The sequence below is a fragment of the Kitasatospora sp. NPDC096204 genome (genome assembly GCF_044763205.1).
GTDB lineage: Bacteria > Actinomycetota > Actinomycetes > Streptomycetales > Streptomycetaceae > Kitasatospora.
On the sequence record NZ_JBIWFT010000011.1, the window covers coordinates 70,095 to 87,302 of the forward strand.

At 74.4% G+C, this 17,208-nt stretch carries 17 protein-coding genes; 14 read left to right on the forward strand and 3 right to left on the reverse strand.

Annotated elements, in window-relative coordinates; genetic code table 11:
* Window positions 1-111: 111 nt before the first annotated feature.
* Window positions 112-1,281, reverse strand: a complete 1,170-nt coding sequence (locus ACIQ87_RS14330; RefSeq protein ID WP_402406116.1) for a sensor histidine kinase — start codon at window positions 1,279-1,281, stop codon at window positions 112-114.
* Between the two features lie 340 nt (window positions 1,282-1,621).
* Here ACIQ87_RS14330 and ACIQ87_RS14335 point away from each other — a divergent pair, with 340 nt between their 5' ends.
* The 13 genes from ACIQ87_RS14335 (at window position 1,622) to ACIQ87_RS14395 (ending at window position 14,402) form a co-directional block, all read left to right on the forward strand.
* Window positions 1,622-2,038: an NADH-quinone oxidoreductase subunit A gene (locus ACIQ87_RS14335; RefSeq protein ID WP_402405912.1), complete on the forward strand. Its 417-nt coding sequence runs from the start codon at window positions 1,622-1,624 to the stop codon at window positions 2,036-2,038.
* Window positions 2,029-2,712, forward strand: a complete 684-nt coding sequence (locus ACIQ87_RS14340; protein WP_402405914.1) for an NADH-quinone oxidoreductase subunit B — start codon at window positions 2,029-2,031, stop codon at window positions 2,710-2,712. Before ACIQ87_RS14335 ends, ACIQ87_RS14340 begins: the two co-directional genes overlap by 10 nt.
* Window positions 2,709-3,830: an NADH-quinone oxidoreductase subunit C gene (locus ACIQ87_RS14345; protein ID WP_402405916.1), complete on the forward strand. Its 1,122-nt coding sequence runs from the start codon at window positions 2,709-2,711 to the stop codon at window positions 3,828-3,830. The genes ACIQ87_RS14340 and ACIQ87_RS14345 overlap by 4 nt, the downstream gene beginning before the upstream one ends.
* Window positions 3,827-4,786, forward strand: a complete 960-nt coding sequence (nuoH, locus tag ACIQ87_RS14350) for an NADH-quinone oxidoreductase subunit NuoH (protein ID WP_402405918.1) — start codon at window positions 3,827-3,829, stop codon at window positions 4,784-4,786. Before ACIQ87_RS14345 ends, nuoH begins: the two co-directional genes overlap by 4 nt.
* A gap of 64 nt (window positions 4,787-4,850) precedes the next feature.
* The gene (locus ACIQ87_RS14355; RefSeq protein ID WP_392867566.1) at window positions 4,851-5,423 is read left to right on the forward strand and encodes a NuoI/complex I 23 kDa subunit family protein; all 573 of its coding nucleotides are present in this window, start codon (window positions 4,851-4,853) and stop codon (window positions 5,421-5,423) included.
* The gene (locus tag ACIQ87_RS14360) at window positions 5,420-6,196 is read left to right on the forward strand and encodes an NADH-quinone oxidoreductase subunit J (RefSeq protein ID WP_402405920.1); all 777 of its coding nucleotides are present in this window, start codon (window positions 5,420-5,422) and stop codon (window positions 6,194-6,196) included. Before ACIQ87_RS14355 ends, ACIQ87_RS14360 begins: the two co-directional genes overlap by 4 nt.
* On the forward strand, window positions 6,196-6,588 hold the full coding sequence (nuoK, locus tag ACIQ87_RS14365) for an NADH-quinone oxidoreductase subunit NuoK (RefSeq protein ID WP_392867561.1): 393 nt from the start codon (window positions 6,196-6,198) through the stop codon (window positions 6,586-6,588). Before ACIQ87_RS14360 ends, nuoK begins: the two co-directional genes overlap by 1 nt.
* On the forward strand, window positions 6,585-8,645 hold the full coding sequence (locus ACIQ87_RS14370; protein WP_402405922.1) for an NADH-quinone oxidoreductase subunit L: 2,061 nt from the start codon (window positions 6,585-6,587) through the stop codon (window positions 8,643-8,645). Before nuoK ends, ACIQ87_RS14370 begins: the two co-directional genes overlap by 4 nt.
* 53 nt (window positions 8,646-8,698) lie before the next feature.
* Window positions 8,699-10,255: a NuoM family protein gene (locus tag ACIQ87_RS14375; RefSeq protein WP_402405924.1), complete on the forward strand. Its 1,557-nt coding sequence runs from the start codon at window positions 8,699-8,701 to the stop codon at window positions 10,253-10,255.
* A gap of 56 nt (window positions 10,256-10,311) precedes the next feature.
* On the forward strand, window positions 10,312-11,856 hold the full coding sequence (locus tag ACIQ87_RS14380) for an NADH-quinone oxidoreductase subunit N (protein ID WP_402405926.1): 1,545 nt from the start codon (window positions 10,312-10,314) through the stop codon (window positions 11,854-11,856).
* 174 nt (window positions 11,857-12,030) lie between these two features.
* Window positions 12,031-12,894: a zinc metalloprotease HtpX gene (htpX, locus tag ACIQ87_RS14385; protein WP_402405928.1), complete on the forward strand. Its 864-nt coding sequence runs from the start codon at window positions 12,031-12,033 to the stop codon at window positions 12,892-12,894.
* Between the two features lie 122 nt (window positions 12,895-13,016).
* Complete coding sequence (locus ACIQ87_RS14390; RefSeq protein WP_402405930.1) at window positions 13,017-13,442, forward strand: BlaI/MecI/CopY family transcriptional regulator; 426 nt, start codon at window positions 13,017-13,019, stop codon at window positions 13,440-13,442.
* 3 nt (window positions 13,443-13,445) lie between these two features.
* The gene (locus tag ACIQ87_RS14395) at window positions 13,446-14,402 is read left to right on the forward strand and encodes a M48 family metalloprotease (protein ID WP_402405932.1); all 957 of its coding nucleotides are present in this window, start codon (window positions 13,446-13,448) and stop codon (window positions 14,400-14,402) included.
* On the opposite strand, the gene ACIQ87_RS14400 is transcribed toward ACIQ87_RS14395, so the two are convergent.
* Window positions 14,389-15,102, reverse strand: a complete 714-nt coding sequence (locus ACIQ87_RS14400; protein WP_402405934.1) for an NAD(P)H-dependent oxidoreductase — start codon at window positions 15,100-15,102, stop codon at window positions 14,389-14,391. The two genes, ACIQ87_RS14395 and ACIQ87_RS14400, sit on opposite strands and share 14 nt — an antisense overlap.
* A 74-nt stretch (window positions 15,103-15,176) precedes the next feature.
* Between ACIQ87_RS14400 and ACIQ87_RS14405 the strand changes: the two genes are divergently transcribed.
* Window positions 15,177-16,118 carry a sigma-70 family RNA polymerase sigma factor gene (locus ACIQ87_RS14405; RefSeq protein ID WP_402405936.1) on the forward strand — a complete coding sequence of 314 codons (942 nt, stop codon included), beginning with the start codon at window positions 15,177-15,179 and terminating at the stop codon, window positions 16,116-16,118.
* A gap of 40 nt (window positions 16,119-16,158) precedes the next feature.
* On the opposite strand, the gene ACIQ87_RS14410 is transcribed toward ACIQ87_RS14405, so the two are convergent.
* Entirely contained in the window at window positions 16,159-17,163 is a 1,005-nt protein-coding gene (locus ACIQ87_RS14410; protein WP_402405938.1) for an NADP-dependent oxidoreductase, read from the reverse strand.
* Between the last annotated feature and the right edge of the window lie 45 nt (window positions 17,164-17,208).

Below are 17,208 nucleotides of genomic sequence, written 5' to 3' on the forward strand. Positions count from 1 at the left end.
GCACGCCGCGCAAGGGTTCAGCGGGCCGGGTGCCGTACCGGACCGGCGCCGGGACCCCGTCCGCGCCACGACAGGGTCCCGGCGCCTTGCCGTGTTCCGGGGGAGGGACGGTCAGCGGCGGGCGGTGCGGGTGCGCCAGGGCAGCTCGACGGTGACGGTGGTCGGCCCGCCGTCGGGGCTCTCCACCAGGAAGACCCCGTCCACCGCGCGGATCCGCTCGGCCAGTCCGGCCAGTCCGCTGCCCGGGTAGGGGGCCGCGCCGCCCTTGCCGTCGTCCTGGACCAGCACCATCAGCTGGTCGTCCGAGCGCCAGACCTCGACCGATGCGGAGCGGGCGCCGGCGTGTTTGGAGACGTTGGTCAGCAACTCGCTGACGGTGAAGTAGGCGATGCCCTCGACCGCCGAGTCCGGGCGCTCGGGCTGCCCGTCCGCGCCGGTCAGGTCGACGTTCACCCGGACGCCGCCGGGGACGGTGCAGCGGGCGGCGACCGAGGACAGCGCGGCGTCCAGGCCGCGGTCGGTGAGCACCGCCGGGTGGATGCCGCGGGCCAGGTCGCGCAGCTCCTGGAGGGCGAGCTTCACCTCGCCGTGGGCGTTGTCGACCATCCTGGCGGCGGCCGCCACGTCGTCCTCGGTCTCCACCTCGCGCAGCCGCTCCTTGGCCATGCCGAGGTCCATCGCCAGCGCGACCAGCCGGGCCTGGGCGCCGTCGTGCAGGTCGCGCTCGATCCGGCGCAGGTCGGCGGCGGCGGTGTCGACCACGGTGCCGCGGTCGTCCTCCAGCTCGCGCACCCGCTCGGCCAGGGCGCCCGGGAAGAGCAGCGACTCGATCAGGATGCGGTCGACCGCCGCCAGCCCGCGGACCACCCAGGGCAGCACCGGCCAGAGCACGATCACCGAGACCAGGCTCAGCGCGAAGCTGAGCACGCCCCACGGCAGCATCAGCACGTTGTAGAGCGCCGAGCGCCAGTTCAGCAGGTCGGTGAGCTGGGCGATGGTGTAGCCGACCACCCCGGGGCGGCGCGGCTTCACCGGCTCCGGCTCGTCGATCCCGGAGCCGTACGCCGCCCGGGCCCGCTGCCGGCCCAGCGCGCCCAGGGAGCGGGAGACGGCCAGGCCGCCGGCCAGCAGCGGCAGGCCGACCACGGTGATCGACAGCCCCAGACCGACCGACAGCGTGGTCACGGCCAGGACGAAGCCGAAGACGCCGAGCGGCAGGTTGAGCAGCAGTCGGCCGACCTGGTGCCACATCCTCGTGCCGTACAGCGGCGGGCGCTCCATCCGAGCGTCCTGCTCCTTGATGGCGTCCACGGCGCGGTGCAGCGGCTTCATCCGGATCTACCGTCCCTCTTCGTCGTGCGGGTGGACCAAGCTTCCCGAACGCCGGGCGGTGGGTGCCATGGGGGTGATACATCTTCCCAGCCGGGGGTTAACCCCACCCCCGGGCCGGGGTGCCGGAGGTCCGCCGGGGTGTCCAGCGGCCGTCTTGCGGAGCGGGCAGGGTTCGGGTGGAGCGCGGGGGTCCCCTTAGACTCACGCTTTGGCCATGGTTGGGCCTGTGAGAGCAAACGTCGTAGAACTGTCCTGAGGGCGGGTTCACGGCCGAGGTGGAGGCGAAGGCATGGAGGGGAAGCACGCGACTGCCGTCGTGGCCGACCCGGCGGTCGGCAGCGGCTACTTCGACGCGTACGCCGCGATGGGCCTGCTGGCCGTCGTCGGGGTGCTCTTCGTCGCCGTGGCGTTCACCGCCAACCGGCTGCTGCGACCCGTGGTGTACTCGCCCGAGAAGCTCCTCGCCTACGAGTGCGGAGTGGACCCGGTGGGCGAGGACTGGGCGCACACCCAGATCCGCTACTACGTGTACGCCTTCCTGTACGTGATCTTCGCGGTGGACGCGATCTACCTGTTCCCCTGGGCGACCGTCTTCGCGTCCGCCGGGTACGGCGCCGGAACGCTGATCGAGATGTTCCTGTTCATCGGCTTCCTCGCGGTCGGGCTGCTGTACGCCTGGAAGAAGGGTGTTCTGGAATGGACGTGACGCACTCCCACTCCCACGGCGGCGCGCAGGGCGGTCCCGTCCCGCTCGGCCTGCCGGACCCGGCGCGCCCCGGCGCCGTCGAGCGCCGCGGCATAGGCCCGCTGGCCCGGCTCGCGCCGGACCCGGTCAAGGTGGTGCTCAACTGGGGGCGCCGCTACAGCCTCTGGTGCTTCAACTTCGGGCTGGCCTGCTGCGCGATCGAGTTCATCGCCGCGTCCATGGCCAAGCACGACTTCATCCGGATGGGTGTGATCCCGTTCGCACCCGGCCCCCGTCAGGCTGATCTGATGATCGTCTCCGGGACCGTCACCGACAAGATGGCGCCCGCCGTCAAGCGCCTCTACGAGCAGATGCCCGAGCCGAAGTACGTCATCTCCTTCGGCGCCTGCTCCAACTCCGGCGGGCCCTACTGGGACTCGTACTCGGTCACCAAGGGCGTGGACCAGATCATCCCGGTGGACGTCTACGTGCCCGGCTGCCCGCCGCGGCCGGAGGCGCTGCTCCAGGGCATCCTCAAGCTCCAGGAGAAGATCGCCGCCGAGTCCCTGCCGGACCGCTACACCACGCCCGCGGCGGCGCTGCGCCGCCCGCTGGTGGCCGGGCCGCAGGCCGCTTCCGGGGTTGGTACTCCGACCGGGGGAGCCGGCCCTTCGACCGAGGGAGGGGCCTCGTGACTTCCGCCGAGCAGTACGCGGCGTCGGTCGGGGAGTGGGCGACCGGCGCCGAGGCGTACGGGCTGACCACCGTCGACGTCCCGGCCGAGCACTGGATCGAGGCGCTCACCAACGCCCGCGACGTCCTGGGCCTGGGCTTCTTCGACTGGCTGAGCGCCGTCGACGAGCTCGCCGACGGCTTCTCCGTGGTCGCGCACCTGGCCGCCGTCGAGGCTCCGGGCGTGCGGCACCTCGCGCTGCGCACCCGGCTGCCGCGCGACGGGGCGGCGCTGCCGACCGCCGTCGGGGTGTACGCGGGTGCCGCCTGGCACGAGCGCGAGACCCACGAGATGTTCGGCATCGACTTCCCCGGGCACCCCCACCTGGTCACCCTGCTGCTGCCGGACGGCTTCGAGGGACACCCGCTGCGCAAGGAGTTCGTGCTCGCGGCCCGGGTCGCCAAGGACTGGCCGGGCGCCAAGGAGCCGGGCGAGTCCGACCACGGCGGCGGGCCGGCCCGGCGCAAGATGCAGCCGGCCGGTGTGCCGGACCCGAACGAGTGGGGGCCGCTCAAGGGCACCCTGCCGCCGGTCGCCGAGCGGCCCGCGCGCGGTGCGCGGGCGGCGGGTGCGGCGGCGCGGACGCCCCGGGCGGCCGCCGGTGCCGGTGCCGCCACCGGTGCCGCTGCCGAGGGCGGCGCTCCGGTGCGGGCGGACCGGCCGCGGCGGACCAGGTCGGTGTCGGAGGGGTCGGCGAGCCAGGCGGCCGCCGAGGCCCCCGCGGTGGCTCCGGCCGAGGGCGCCCCGCCGGTGCGGACGGACCGGCCGCGGCGGACCAGGTCGGTGTCGGAGGGGTCGGCGAGCCAGGCGGCGGGCCAGGGGACCGACCAGCCGGCCGTCGAGCCCGCGGCCGAGCCGACGGCCGGGCCCGCGGCTCCGGTACGGCCCCGGCCGTCCGACGCGCCCCGGTCCGCGGACGCGCCCTGGCACAACCCGGTGCCCGCCCACGACGAGAAGCCGTCGGACGGGAAGCCGTCCGGTGAGAAACCGTCGGGCGAGCCGGGCGAGCCGGGCGAGCCGGCCGGGCAGCAGGACGAGACCTCGGCCGGAGCGGCCGACCAGGACGGAGACGGCGCGTGAACCTGCTCGACACGGTGCTGCGCTGCGTCGCCACCCTCGTCGTCTTCCTCGTCTTCCCGCTGGTCATCGGCCAGACCGAGCACAAGGTCATGGCGCACATGCAGGGCCGGCTCGGCCCGATGTACGCGGGCGGCTTCCACGGCTGGGCGCAGCTCGTCGCGGACGGCGTGAAGTTCGCGCAGAAGGAGGACATCGTCCCGGCCGGGGCGGACCGCCGGATCTTCCAGCTGGCGCCCGCCGTCTCGCTGCTGCCGTACCTCTTCGTGCTGCTGGCGATCCCGGTCGGCCCGAACGGCTTCGTCGGCCAGGCGGTCGACGCCGGCCTGTTCTTCGTGCTGGCCGTGATGGGCGTCGGCGTGATCGGCAAGCTGATGGCCGGCTGGGCCTCGGCGAACAAGTTCTCGCTGCTCGGCGGGCTGCGCACGGCCGCCCAGCTGATGTCGTACGAGCTGCCGATGGTGCTGGCGGCGGCCTCGGTGGCGATGGCCGCCGGCACGCTGTCGCTGCCCGGGATCGTGGACGCCTGGGAGTGGTACTGGCTGCCCTGGCAGATCATCGGCGCGTTCGTGTTCTTCACGGCCGGTCTGGCCGAGCTCCAGCGGCCGCCGTTCGACATGCCGGTCGCCGACTCGGAGATCATCTTCGGGGCGTACACCGAGTACACCGGCCTGCGGTTCGCCCTGTTCCTGCTGTCCGAGTACGTGGGCATCCTGGTGGTGTCCGCGCTGACCGCGGTGCTCTTCCTGGGCGGCTGGCACGGACCGCTGCCGGACCAGCTCGGCTGGCTCTGGATGATCCTCAAGACCTTCGCGCTGGCCTTCGTGGTCATCTGGCTGCGGGTCACCTACCCGCGTCTGCGCGAGGACCAGCTGATGCGCTTCGCGTGGACGGTGCTGATCCCGCTCGCGCTGGTCCAGCTGGCCCTCACCGGCATCATCAAGGTGGCGATCTCATGAGCGAGCGAATCATCGTTAGGTGCGGATGGGCGAATGCCCCTGCCGAGCGTAGCGAGGTGGGCGCATGAGTTTTCCCGGTGTCGGGCTCGCGAAGGGCCTGGCCGTGACGCTGCGGACGATGACGAGGAAGAGCGTCACCGCGCAGTACCCCGACGTGCAGCCGGTGCTGCCGCCGCGTTCGCGCGGCGTCATCGCGCTGCTCGAGGAGAACTGCACGGTCTGCATGCTCTGCGCGCGCGAGTGCCCGGACTGGTGCATCTACATCGACTCCCACAAGGAGACGCTGCCGGCCGCCGAGCCGAACGCCCGGGCCCGCACCCGCAACGTGCTGGACCGGTTCGCCATCGACTTCTCGCTCTGCATGTACTGCGGGATCTGCATCGAGGTCTGCCCGTTCGACGCGCTGTTCTGGTCGCCGGAGTTCGAGTACGCGGAGACCGACATCCACGAGCTGACCCACGAGCGGGAGAAGCTCCGCGAGTGGATGTGGACCGTCCCCGCGCCGCCGGCGCTGGACCCGGCGGCCGAGGAGCCCAAGGAGATCGCCACCGCGCGCAAGGCGGCGGACAAGCTGGCGGCCGCTGCCGCGGCGGCCGCCGCGGCAGCGGCTACCGAGGAGAAGGGTGACGACGCGTGATCGGTGCCACCACGCTTCTCGCGGCGACCGGCTCCCTGGAGCCGGCCGCCCGTTCGTTCCTGTCCCCGACCGGGCAGGAGATCGTCTTCCTGCTGGTCGGCATCGCCGTGCTCGGCTCGGCCGTGGTCTCGGTGACCACCAGGCAGCTGGTGCACGCCGCGCTCTGGCTGGTGGTCGCGCTCGGCGGGCTGGCGGTGGAGTTCCTGCTGCTCACGGCCGAGTTCATCGCCTGGGTGCAGGTGCTGATCTACCTCGGCTCGGTGGTCGTCCTGGTGCTGTTCGGGCTGATGCTCACCAAGGCGCCGATCGGGCGCTCGCCGGACGCCGACTCCAAGAACCGCTGGGTGGCGCTGGTCGTGGCGCTGGCCTCGGCCGGGACGCTGGTCACGCTGGTGGTCGACGCCTTCCGGACCTCCTGGATCGACCTCGGCCAGGGCGGCGGCTCGGCCGCCGTCACCGGGGCCAGCCTGTTCCGGCACTGGGTGCTGCCCTTCGAGGCGCTGTCCGTGCTGCTGCTGGCGGCGCTGGTCGGCGCGATCGTGCTGTCCCGCGGCTCCAAGCGGCGGGTGCCGGCGCCCCGGGCGGGCAGGCTGCGCGCCGGGCGGCCGGTCGGGTCCAACGGGACGGTCGCCGCGACGGCGACGGCGCCGACGCCGACGCCGAAGCCGGTTCCGGTGACCGCCGAGCCGGTGACCGCGGCGCAGCCGACCGCGGAGCAGCCGACCGCCGAGCCGTCGACCTCTGAGCCGTCGACCTCTGAGCAGGAGGGCTGATGCACCTCGCCTACCCCGCCGTCCTCGCCGCGCTGCTGTTCAGCGTCGGCGTGTACGGCGTGCTCGCCCGGCGCAACGCCGTCCTGGTGCTGATGTCCGTCGAGCTGATGCTCAACGCCGTCAACCTCAACCTGGTCGCCTTCGACGCCTGGCTGCGGGACTCGCTGCACGCCGGGCAGGCGCTCACCCTGTTCACCATCACCGTCGCCGCCGCCGAGATCGGGCTGGGGCTCGCCATCGTCCTGCTGCTGTTCCGGGCCCGGGGCACCGCGGACATCGACCGGGCCACCGCGCTCGGCGACCCGGCCGAGGCGCTCGCCGTCGAGGAGACGCCGGTCGACGCCGAGGCGCCGGTCGGAGCCGAGGCACTGAAGGGCCAGGCCGCCGCATGAACCTCGCCCTGCCCGTACTCGTCCCGGCGCTGCCCGCGCTCGGCGCCGCCGCGACCCTGGCCGTCGGCAAGAAGGCGCCCGGGCTGGCCCGGCCGCTGGCGATCGTCCCGGTCGCCGTCTCGGCGGTGCTCGCCCTGGTGGTCGTCCTCCAGCTCGGCACCGGACAGACGCTGGACGCCGCCACCCGGCTCACCCCGACCGGCGGCCCGGACATCGCGCTCGCGCTCCACCTGGACGGCTTCAGCTCGCTGATCTCGGTGCTGGTCGGCCTGGTCGCCACCTGCGTCCAGGTCTACTCGACCGCGTACCTCAAGGAGGACCCGCGCTACCCCTCGTACGCGGCGCTGGTCTCGCTGTTCACCGCGGCGATGTTCCTGGTGGTCTACTCGGGCGACCTGATCGTGCTGCTGGTCGGCTGGGAGGTCATGGGCCTGTGCTCGTACTTCCTGATCGGCCACCACTGGGAGACCGCGGACGCCCGCTCGGCCTCGCTGAAGGCCTTCCTGGTCACCAAGCTCGGTGACGTGCCGTTCCTGTTCGGGATCTTCCTGCTCGGCGCGGACGCCGGCAGCTTCCGCGTCACGGACGTGCTGGCGGCCGCGACGGAGGGCCGGCTCGGGCACCCCACGCTGACCGCGCTGCTGCTGCTCGCCGGTGTGGCCGGCAAGAGCGCGCAGTTCCCGCTGCACACCTGGCTCCCGGACGCGATGGCCGGCCCGACGCCGGTCTCCGCGCTGATCCACGCCGCCACCATGGTCGCGGCCGGCATCTACCTGGTCGCCCGGCTGCTGCCGGTGTTCCTGCTGTCGGGCGCGGCGCTGGTCGTGCTCGCGGTGATGGCCGCCGTGACGATGATCGGCTCGGCGCTCTGCGCGCTCGCCCAGGACGACCTCAAGCGGGTGCTCGCCTACTCCACCGTCGGCCAGCTCGGCTACATGGCCGGCGCGCTGGCCAGCGGTGACCGCGAGGCCTCGGTCTTCCACCTGGTCAGCCACGGCGCGTTCAAGGCGCTGCTCTTCCTGGCCGCCGGTGTGGTGATCCATGCCGCGCACACCAACTCGATCTCCGCGATGTCCCGCATCCCGGGGCTGCGCAAGCGGGTGCCGGACGCCTACTGGACGATGGGCATCGCGCTGGTCGCCCTGGTCGGGCTGCCGCCGTTCTCCGGCTTCTTCAGCAAGGAGGCGGTGCTGACCGCCGCCGAGCACGCCGCCAAGGGCGAAGCGCTGACCAACGGGCTCGGCCCGGCCTCGGCGGTGCCGCAGGCCGCCGGGTGGATCGTGCTGATCTCCGCCGGGCTCACCGCGCTGCTCACCGCCGCGTACGCGGCCAGGCTCTTCCTGGTCGCGTTCCACAGCCCGGCCGGGGCCGCCGCGGCCGCCCCGCAGGTGCTGCCCGCCGCCGACCGCGGCACCGTCGCGGCCGACCACGAGGCCGACGCGCCGTACTCGCCCGAGCTCGACGAGGCCGACCCGGCCGCCGCCGAGCCGCCCGCGATGCGCTGGCCGCTGTGGGTGCTGGCCGTGCCGACCATGGGCTTCGGCATCGCCGGCCTGCGCTCGGACTGGCTGCCCGCGCTGCTGGACGGCGGCTCGCTGCGGCCCTCCGCCGTCACCGCCGTCACCGGAACCGGGCTCGCCGTCGTCGGCGCGCTCGCCGCGTACGGCGCCTGGCGTTCGGCGACCGCCCGACTGGGCACCGGCCGCCCGGCCCCGGCCGTCGCCGGCCGGGTGCCCGAGCAGGGCGCCGCCCCGGCCGCCGAGGTGATCGTCGCCGACCCCGGGCGCACCCTGCTCGGCCCGCTGTTCGGCCCGGCCCGGCACGGCTTCGGCGTCGACCGGCTGTACCACGCGCTGTTCGTCCGCCCGGTGGGCGCCGCCGCCAAGCTGGTCCGCTTCCTCGACCGCGAGGTCGTCGAGACCTATGTGCGCGGCAGCGGGGCGGGCGCCAACCTGCTCGGCCGGGCCGTCCGGCTCGCGCAGACCGGCAACGCCCAGACGTACCTCAGCGCCCTGCTGGCCGCCGTCGTCCTGCTGGCCGTCCTGGTGGCGGTGTAGCCGGTGCTGCTCTCCTCCACCTCCGTCCCCTCGACCGCTGCTGGGAGCCCCCGATGAACGCAGTCCTCATCGCCCTCCTGGTGCTGCCGCTGCTCGGTGCCGCACTCACCCTGGCGCCGGTGTTCGGGCCGGACCGGGCCGTGGCCGACCGGCGGGCACTGCGGCTGAACACCGTCGTCACCGGCGCGGTGTTCCTGCTCACCGTCGTCCTCGCGGCCGGCTTCGACCACGGCGACCCCGCCCGGATGCAGGCCACCACCGACGTGTCCTGGATCCCGGCCCTGCACGTGCGCCTCCACCTCGGCGTGGACGGCGTCTCGCTGCCGCTGGTCGTGCTGACCGCGCTGCTCACCTTCCTCTGCGCGCTGTACTCGGAGAAGCGACTGCCGGACGGGGCGGACGTCCCGTCGGCGCAGGCCTTCGTCGGGCTGTTCCTGCTGCTCGAGGTCGGCATGCTCGCCACCTTCGCGGTACTGGACCTCCTGCTCTTCTTCGTGGCCTTCGAGATCGTGCTGATCCCGATGTACTTCCTGATCGCCCGCTGGGGGAGCGGGGCGAAGGTGCCGGCCGCCAACCGCTTCATCCTCTACACGCTGCTCGGCTCGGCCGTGATGCTGCTCGGCTTCCTGCTGATCGGCAGCAAGGCGGGCACCTTCGACATGCAGGCCCTGGCCACCGCGCACGGCAGCGGCCTGAGCCACACCACCCAGGTGATCGCCGCGCTGGCGATCCTGGTCGGGCTCGCGGTCAAGGCCCCCGCCTGGCCGCTGCACAGCTGGCTGCCCGACGCGCACACCGCCGCCCCGACGGTGGGCTCGGTGCTGCTCGCCGGCGTGCTGCTGAAGATGGGCACCTACGGCCTGGTCCGCGTCCTCCTCCCGGTCGTGCCGGACGGCGCCGCCACGCTGGCCCCCTACCTGGGCGCCTTCGCGGCCGTCGGCATCGTCTACGGCTCACTGGCCTGCCTGGCGCTCGCGCGCCCCGGCGCCAAGGGCGACCTCAAGCGCCTGATCGCGTACTCCTCCGTCGGCCACATGGGCTTCGTGCTGCTCGGCATCGCCTCCCTCACCCCGGTGGGCGTCAACGGCGCGCTGTTCGCCAACATCGCCCACGGTCTGATCACCGGTCTGCTGTTCTTCGTCGTCGGCGCGCTCAAGGACCGCTACGGCACCGCCGACCTCGACACCCTCGCCGGCAGCACCGGCGCCGCCCTGTACGGCCGGGCCCCGCGGCTCGGCGTGCTGCTCGCCTTCGCCGCCGTCGCCAGCCTCGGCCTGCCCGGCCTGGCCGGCTTCTGGGGCGAGCTGCTCGCCATGTTCGGCGCGTTCGACCCGGCCGACGGCCTGTCGCGCCCCGCCTTCGTCACCTACATGGTTCTGGCCGGCCTCGGCACCCTCCTCACCGCCGCGTACCTCCTGATCGTGGTCAAGCGCGTCTGCATGGGGGACCCCCGGCAGCCCGCACCGGTGGCCGAGCTCGCCGACCTGCGCCCGTACGAGGCCGTCAGCTGGACGCCGCTGGCCGCGCTCACCCTGCTCGCCGGCCTCTGGCCCGCGCTGCTGCTCGGCCTCTCCGATCCCGCCGTCAAGCACCTCCTCGGGGGTGGCTGACCGTGCTCGCAGCCCAGACCGCCGCACTCGGACCTCACTCCACGGGGCAGCACACTGTGACCTCCCTCGCCGTAGCCAACCCGGGCAGCCTGATCCAGTCCGTGGACTGGGTGGCGATCGCGCCCCCGCTGATCGCCGCCGTGGCCGCCCTCGCCGTGCTGCTCACGGACCTGTTCCTGCCCGAGCGGCACAAGCGGTGGCTCGGCCGCCTCACCGCGGCCGGACTCGCCCTCGCCCTCATCGCGCTCCTTCCCCTCACCGGCGGATCACCCCGAGCGACCTTCTGTGTGCAGAACGTAGCAGGGGGGTCTGACAACGGCGGCTGCTCGTACGTCGCCGACCACTTCGCCCTGGTGTTCCAGCTGCTCGCCCTCGGCGGCGCGCTGATCGCGGCGCTGCTGTCGGCGCACACGGTGGAGAGCGAGAAGCTGCCGCGCGGCGAGTACTGGTTCCTGCTGCTCTCCAGCGCCACCGGCGCCGCCCTGCTGCCCGCCTCCCGGGACCTCGCCACCATGGTGATCGCCCTGGAGGTCGCCTCGCTGCCCGCCTTCGCCCTGGTGGCGCTGCGCCGGGACGGCCGGGGCGCGGAGGCCGCCTTGAAGTTCTTCGTCTCCTCGGTGACCGCGACCGCCGTGATGCTGCTCGGCGTCGGCTTCGTCTACGCGGCGAGCGGCAGCCTGCACCTCGGCGCCGTCGCCCAGGGCCTGGAGCACGCCCCCGGGCAGCTCAAGCCGCTGGCCGAGGCGGGCGCGGTGCTGACCCTGGTCGGCTTCGCCTTCAAGGTCGCCGCCGTCCCGTTCCACTTCTGGGTGCCCGACACCTACACCGGCGCCCCGCTGCCGGTGGCCGGCTACCTCTCGGTGGTCGGCAAGGCGACCGGCCTGTCCGGGCTCGCCCTCGCCACCACCGTCGCGTTCCGCCCGTACGCCCACACCTGGGGCCTGGTGCTCGCCGTGCTGGCCGCCGTCACCATGACCGTCGGCAACGTCGGCGCGCTGCGGCAGCGCTTCGACACCCGGTACAGCGCGGTGCGGCTGCTCGCCTGGTCCTCGGTCGGCCAGGCCGGGTACCTGCTGGTGCCGCTCGCCGCGGCCGGCTACGCGCCCACCGGCGTCGATCCGCTCGGCGCCACCGCCGCGTACGCGCTGATCTACGGCGTGGTGAACCTCGGCGCCTTCGGGGTGGTCGCCGCCGTCGGCCGCCGCGCCGGGACCAGCGTGGACGATTTCCGCGGTCTGTTCTCCCGCAACCGCTGGACGGCGCTGGCGCTCGCCTTCTTCCTGCTCTGCCTGGCCGGGCTGCCGCCGGGCGTGATCGGCCTGTTCGGCAAGGTCGTGGTGTTCCGCGCGGCGGTCGACGCCGGGCTGGGCTGGCTGGCCGTGGTGATGGCCGTCAACGTGGTCGTCGCCCTGTACTACTACCTGCTGTGGACGGCCCGGCTGTTCGCCCCGGCGGGCGACGCGCCCCTCGGGGAGGCCACCGCCGGGCACCGCCTGCCGGTGAGCCTCACCGCGACCCTGGGGCTCACCGCCTCGGCGGCCGTGGTCCTCTCGGTAGCACCGCAGCTGGTCCTCCAGGTGGCGGGCGGCTCGCTGTTCTGAGTGCCGGCCGGACCGGGCCGCGGTGCCGCGGGGCGGTCCAGCGGCACCGTCGGGGGTGCGGCCCGGCGGTGTCGCGTCGGTCACAAGGGAACAAGGTCCCCGGCCCCACCCGTTGACCGGGCAAGAGGGACGAGGCAGAAAGGGCTTCCCCACCGCACCAATGGAGGGCCTGACGTGCACAGCAGGCACAACGGACTGAGGACCGCCGTCCTGCTCGGAGGCCTCTCGGCGCTGATCCTGGTGATCGGCAGCCTCTTCGGCCGCACCGGCTTCGTGATCGCCCTGCTGGTCGCCCTCGGGACCAACGCCTACGCCTACTGGAACAGCGACAAGCTCGCGCTGCGGGCCATGCGCGCCCGGCCGGTCAGCGAGTTCGAGGCGCCCGGGCTGTACCGGATCGTCCGCGAGCTCTCCACCTCGGCCCGCCAGCCGATGCCCCGCCTCTACATCTCCCCGACCCCGGCCCCGAACGCCTTCGCCACCGGCCGAAACCCGCGCAACGCGGCCGTCTGCTGCACCGAGGGCATCCTGCGGATCCTGGACGAACGCGAGCTGCGGGGCGTGCTCGGGCACGAGCTGAGCCACGTCTACAACCGGGACATCCTGATCTCCTCGGTGGCCGGGGCGCTCGCCTCGGTGGTGATGTTCCTGGTGAACTTCGCCTGGTTGATCCCGTTCGGGCGCAGCGAGGACGACGACGGCCCGGGACTGTTCGGGATGCTCGCCATCATGATCCTCGGCCCGCTCGCGGCCGGCCTGATCCAGATGGCGGTCAGCCGCTCCCGCGAGTACCAGGCCGACGCCGACGGCGCCCGGATCACCGGCGACCCGCTCGCCCTCGCGAGCGCCCTGCGGAAGCTCGACGCCGGCACCCGGCAGCTGCCGCTCCCGCCCGAGCCGCAGCTCCAGACCGCGAGCCACATGATGATCGCCAGCCCCTTCCGCCCCGGCGAGGCCGGCGCGAAGCTCTTCTCCACCCACCCGCCGATGGCCGAGCGCATCGCCCGCCTGGAGCGGATGGCGGGCCAGGTCCGGTAGGGCCACCGGGCGCCGTACGCCCCCGAACCCCCGCCTCCGACCGGGTCGGCGCGGCCCCGCGCTCGTTAGGATGAACCCGCGCCCGGCGGTCCGGGTGCGGCATCCGGAGGGAGTGGGCCGTCATGGCAGACCAGAGGCACGCCCCGACGACCGGGGACGCGCCGACCCGGCGACGCGGCCAGGGCGAGCTGGAGGCGCAGGTGCTCGCGGTGCTCCAGCAGGCGCCCGGCCCGGCCGCCGCGGGGTGGGTCCAGGAACGCCTGGACGGCGACCTGGCGTACACCACGGTGATGACCATCCTGTCCCGGCTGCACGCCAAGAGCGCCGTGACCCGGACCCGCTCCGGCCGCTCCTACCTGTGGCAGGCCTCCTCGGACGCCGCCGGGCTGGCCGCGCTGCGGATGCGCCGGATGCTCGACGGGGAGGCGGACCGGGACGCCGTCCTGGCCAGTTTCGTCAGCGCGCTGCTGCCGCACGACGAGGAACTGCTCCGGGCGCTGCTGGACGCGGCGTCCGCCGATCCGGCAGCGCCCGACCGTGAGGGCTGACCCGTGGGCCTCTTCGTCTTCCTCCCGCTCGTCCTGCCGCTCACCGCGGTCCCGATCGCGCGTCTGACCGAGCAGCACCTGCACCCGCGCGGCGCGGCCCGGCTGATGACCGTGATCAGCGCCGTGATGGCGGTGTGCAGCGTGCTCTGCCTCGGCCTGATCGGCGTGGTGGGCACCGCGCAGATCCCCGGCAACCCGCTGCCGGACAGCTGGTCCGACCCGGAGGTGCGGGCCGCGCTGCCGTACCACGAGACGGTCGGCACGGCCGCGATGTGGCTGCTGGCCCTGGTGGGCTTCGCCTGCGCCCGGACGGTCGTCCGCCACCTGCGGGTGCGGACCAGGGCCCGGCGGGCGCTGAGCGGGCTGCCCGCCGCGCCGGGCGGGTCCGGTGACCTCGCGGTGCTGCCGGACCGCAGCCCGTACGCCTACGCGCTGCCCGGCTCGCCGGGCCGGGTGGTGGTCTCCACCGGGATGCTGGACGGCCTGGCCGCCGACGAGCGCGAGGCGCTGCTCGCGCACGAGCGGGCGCACCTGCGCCACCGGCACCACCGGTACCTGCTGGCCACCCAGCTCGCCGCCTGCGTCAATCCGTTCCTGCGGCCCCTGCAGGACGCGGTGGCGTACAGCGCTGAGCGGTGGGCGGACGAGGACTCGGCGCAGGCCGTGGGGGACCGCCGGATCACCGCGCGGGCGGTGGCCCGGGCGGCCCTGGTCTCGCACGCCGCCCCGGTGCCCGGCTTCGCGGCCTTCGCCACCCCGGCCGGCGCGGCCGGTCCGGTGCCGCGGCGGGTCGCCGCGCTGCTCGGCCCGGTGCCGACCTCCCGCAACTGGCCGCCGGCCAAGACCCCGGCGGGCCTGGCGGCGATGGTCGCGGCGATCGGTACGGCGGCGTCGGCGCTGTGCGCGCTCAACGCCGCCATCGCCCTGCTGGTGGTGCTCAAGGCCGTCACCCCGCTGTAGTTGGCCGCGGCCGGAGCGTCGCGGCCAACTCGTCGAGGGCGGCCTCGGCGGCCGCCAGCGACTCGGCGGCGAGCGGCTGGAGGGCGTTCAGCGCCGGGATGTCCGCGGCCCTGGTGAGCTCGGCGGTGACCACGTGGAGGTTTTCCGGCGCGATCCCGATCCGGTCGAAGTACGCCCGCAGGTACGGGACCTGGAAGTCGCAGTGGGCGCGCGGCGTGCCCGGCCCGTAGCCGCCGCCGCGGACCGCGACGACCACCACGCGGGTCTCGCGCAGCAGCGGCCGGCCGGTCTCCGGGTCGTGGTGGACGCCGGGGAAGGTGACCCGGTCGATCCACGCCTTCAGGCCGGTCGAGACGGTGTAGTTGTACATCGGGCTGCCGACCAGCAGGATGTCGGCGGCCCGCAGTTCCTCGATCAGCGGGCGGCTGCGCTCCCACTCGCCCACCTCGTCCGGACCCTCGGCGAGGCGGCCGATGTCGTCCAGCGGGAGGATGCCCTTGCGCTCGACGCGGCGGCCGAGGGCGTCGAAGGCGGCGTCCACCGGGGGCACCGGGTCGGCGGCCAGGTCGTGGTGCCGGTGCCGGACGGCGGCGCCGTGCCGGGCGCGCCAGGCGTCGGCGAAGCGGGCGGTCAGGGCACGGCTCGCCGAGCCGGACGGGCTGATGCTGGAGTCCAGGTGGAGCAGCGTGGCGGAGGCCATGGGGGTCTCCTGGTCACCTCGGTGGAGGACAGGTCGTCATAGCGGTGACGAGCCGCGTCGAGGAAAGGTGACCGATGGACCGGAACGCGAGGTCGGAGGCCGCGACGGCAGGGCGGGCGGCGGAGCGCGGCGAGGCCGGGCAGGGCGAGGCCGGGAGCTTCGCCGGGCGCTTCGAGGCCGAGCGCGGGCGGCTGCGGGCGATCGCCCAGCGGATGCTCGGCTCGACCGGCGAGGCCGAGGACGCCGTGCAGGAGGCCTGGCTGCGGCTGGTCCGCGCCGATCCGGCCGAGATCGGCAACCTGCCCGGCTGGCTGACCACAGTGGTCTCCCGGATCTGCCTGGACCTGCTGCGGGCCCGCGCCGCGCGCCGGGAGGAACCGACCGGCGAGGCGCTGCCGGACACGGTCGGCGACGGCCCGGAGCCGGAGCAGGAGGCGCTGCTGGTCGAGTCGGTGGGCCGGGCGCTGCTCGTGGTGCTGGACCGGCTGGGCCCGGCCGAGCGGGTCGCCTTCGTGCTGCACGACGGCTTCGCGGTGCCCTTCGAGCAGATCGCGCCGATCGTCGGGCGGACCCCGGTCGCCGCCAAGAAACTGGCCAGCCGGGCCCGGCAGCGGGTCCGCGGGACGGCCGCGCTGCCGCCGGAGCCGCTGGCCGGGCACCGGCGGGTGGTGGAGGCCTTCCTGGCCGCCGCCCGGGGCGGGGACATGGCGGAGCTGCTGGCCGTCCTGGCCCCGGACGTGGTGCGCCGGGCCGATCCGGCGGCGCTGGGGCCCGGCCGCGCCCTGGTGGCGCGGGGCGCCGGGACCGTCGCCCGGGAGACCACGGTCTTCGGCCGCCGGGCCCGCTACGGCGCGGTGGCGCTGGTGGACGGGGTGCCCGGCATCCTGATCGCCCCGGGCGGGCGGCTGCGGCTGGTGCTGCGGCTGGCGGTCGCCGACGGCAGGGTGGCCGGCTACGAGGTGGTGGCCGACCCGGCCCGGCTCGCCGCGCTCGAACTGGCCTGCCTGCCCGGGTGAGGGCCGCCGGGGTGAGCACGGTGAGCCGGCCGGAGCCGGGTCAGTCGGCGATCCGGACCAGCATCTTGCCGGTGTTGGCGCCGCGCAGCATGCCGAGGAAGGCGTCCACCACCCGCTCGAAGCCGTCCACGACCGTCTCGTCCGGGACGACGGCGCCCGAGCGCAGGTGCGGGACCAGGAAGTCGTAGAGCTCCGGCCGGGCGTCGAGGTGGTCACGGACCAGGAAGCCCTCCAGTCGCAGGCTCTTCCCGACCACGTCGAAGAGGTTGCGCGGCGCGGCCGGCTGGTCCCCGAGCCGGTCGTACTGGGCGACCGCGCCGCACCAGGCGATCCGGCCGCGCTCGCGCAGGGCGCCGATGGCGGCCTCCAGGTGGTCGCCGCCGACGTTGTCCAGGTAGACGTGCAGCCCCTCGGGGGCGGCCTCGCGCAGGCGGTCCGCGATCGGGCCGTCGTGGTAGTCGAAGGCGGCGTCGAAGCCGAGCCGCTCGACGAGCCGGGCGGCCTTGGCGGCGGAGCCGGTGCTGCCGACGATCCGGCCGGCGCCGAGCAGCCGGGCGAGCTGTCCGGCGGCGGTACCGACGCCGCCGGCGGCCGCCGAGACGAAGAGCGTCTCGCCGGCCCTGAGCCGGGCGATCCTGGTCAGCGCCACCCAGGCGGACAGGCCGGTGCCGCCGAGCACCGACAGGTGGGCGCTGAGCGGGACACCGGCGAGCTCCGGCAGCAGGCTCGCCCGCTCCACGGTGACCACCGAGTGGGTGCGCCACGCCTGGCGATGCTGGACCAGTGCCCCGACCGGCAGGGTGTCGGCCCGGGACTCCACCACCCGGCCGAGGGTGCGTCCCTCCAGCGGGGCGTGCAGCTCCCAGCCGCCCTCCTCCATCTCCTCGCGCATGTACGGGTCGACGGACTGGTAGAGGTTCTCGACCAGGGCCTCGCCCGCTGCGAGGGCCGGGACGGTCTCGTCGACGAAGGCGAAGTTCGCGGCGGTGGGCGCGCCGTCGGGGCGGGACACCAGGTGGACGGCGTGGACGGTGGGACGGGACATCGGGTGCTGCTCCAGGGGGCGGGTGATGGCGGGACGTGATCACCG

Excerpts from the sequence above, each read along its gene's own strand:
- ACIQ87_RS14330 (WP_402406116.1), bottom strand. The coding sequence starts at position 1,281 with ATGGAGCGCCCGCCGCTGTACGGCACGAGGATGTGGCACCAGGTCGGC.
- ACIQ87_RS14335 (WP_402405912.1), top strand. The coding sequence starts at position 1,622 with ATGGAGGGGAAGCACGCGACTGCCGTCGTGGCCGACCCGGCGGTCGGC.
- ACIQ87_RS14340 (WP_402405914.1), top strand. The coding sequence starts at position 2,029 with ATGGACGTGACGCACTCCCACTCCCACGGCGGCGCGCAGGGCGGTCCC.
- ACIQ87_RS14355 (WP_392867566.1), top strand. The coding sequence starts at position 4,851 with ATGAGTTTTCCCGGTGTCGGGCTCGCGAAGGGCCTGGCCGTGACGCTG.
- nuoK (WP_392867561.1), top strand. The coding sequence starts at position 6,196 with ATGCACCTCGCCTACCCCGCCGTCCTCGCCGCGCTGCTGTTCAGCGTC.
- ACIQ87_RS14370 (WP_402405922.1), top strand. The coding sequence starts at position 6,585 with ATGAACCTCGCCCTGCCCGTACTCGTCCCGGCGCTGCCCGCGCTCGGC.
- ACIQ87_RS14375 (WP_402405924.1), top strand. The coding sequence starts at position 8,699 with ATGAACGCAGTCCTCATCGCCCTCCTGGTGCTGCCGCTGCTCGGTGCC.
- ACIQ87_RS14390 (WP_402405930.1), top strand. The coding sequence starts at position 13,017 with ATGGCAGACCAGAGGCACGCCCCGACGACCGGGGACGCGCCGACCCGG.
- ACIQ87_RS14400 (WP_402405934.1), bottom strand. The coding sequence starts at position 15,102 with ATGGCCTCCGCCACGCTGCTCCACCTGGACTCCAGCATCAGCCCGTCC.
- ACIQ87_RS14405 (WP_402405936.1), top strand. The coding sequence starts at position 15,177 with ATGGACCGGAACGCGAGGTCGGAGGCCGCGACGGCAGGGCGGGCGGCG.
- ACIQ87_RS14410 (WP_402405938.1), bottom strand. The coding sequence starts at position 17,163 with ATGTCCCGTCCCACCGTCCACGCCGTCCACCTGGTGTCCCGCCCCGAC.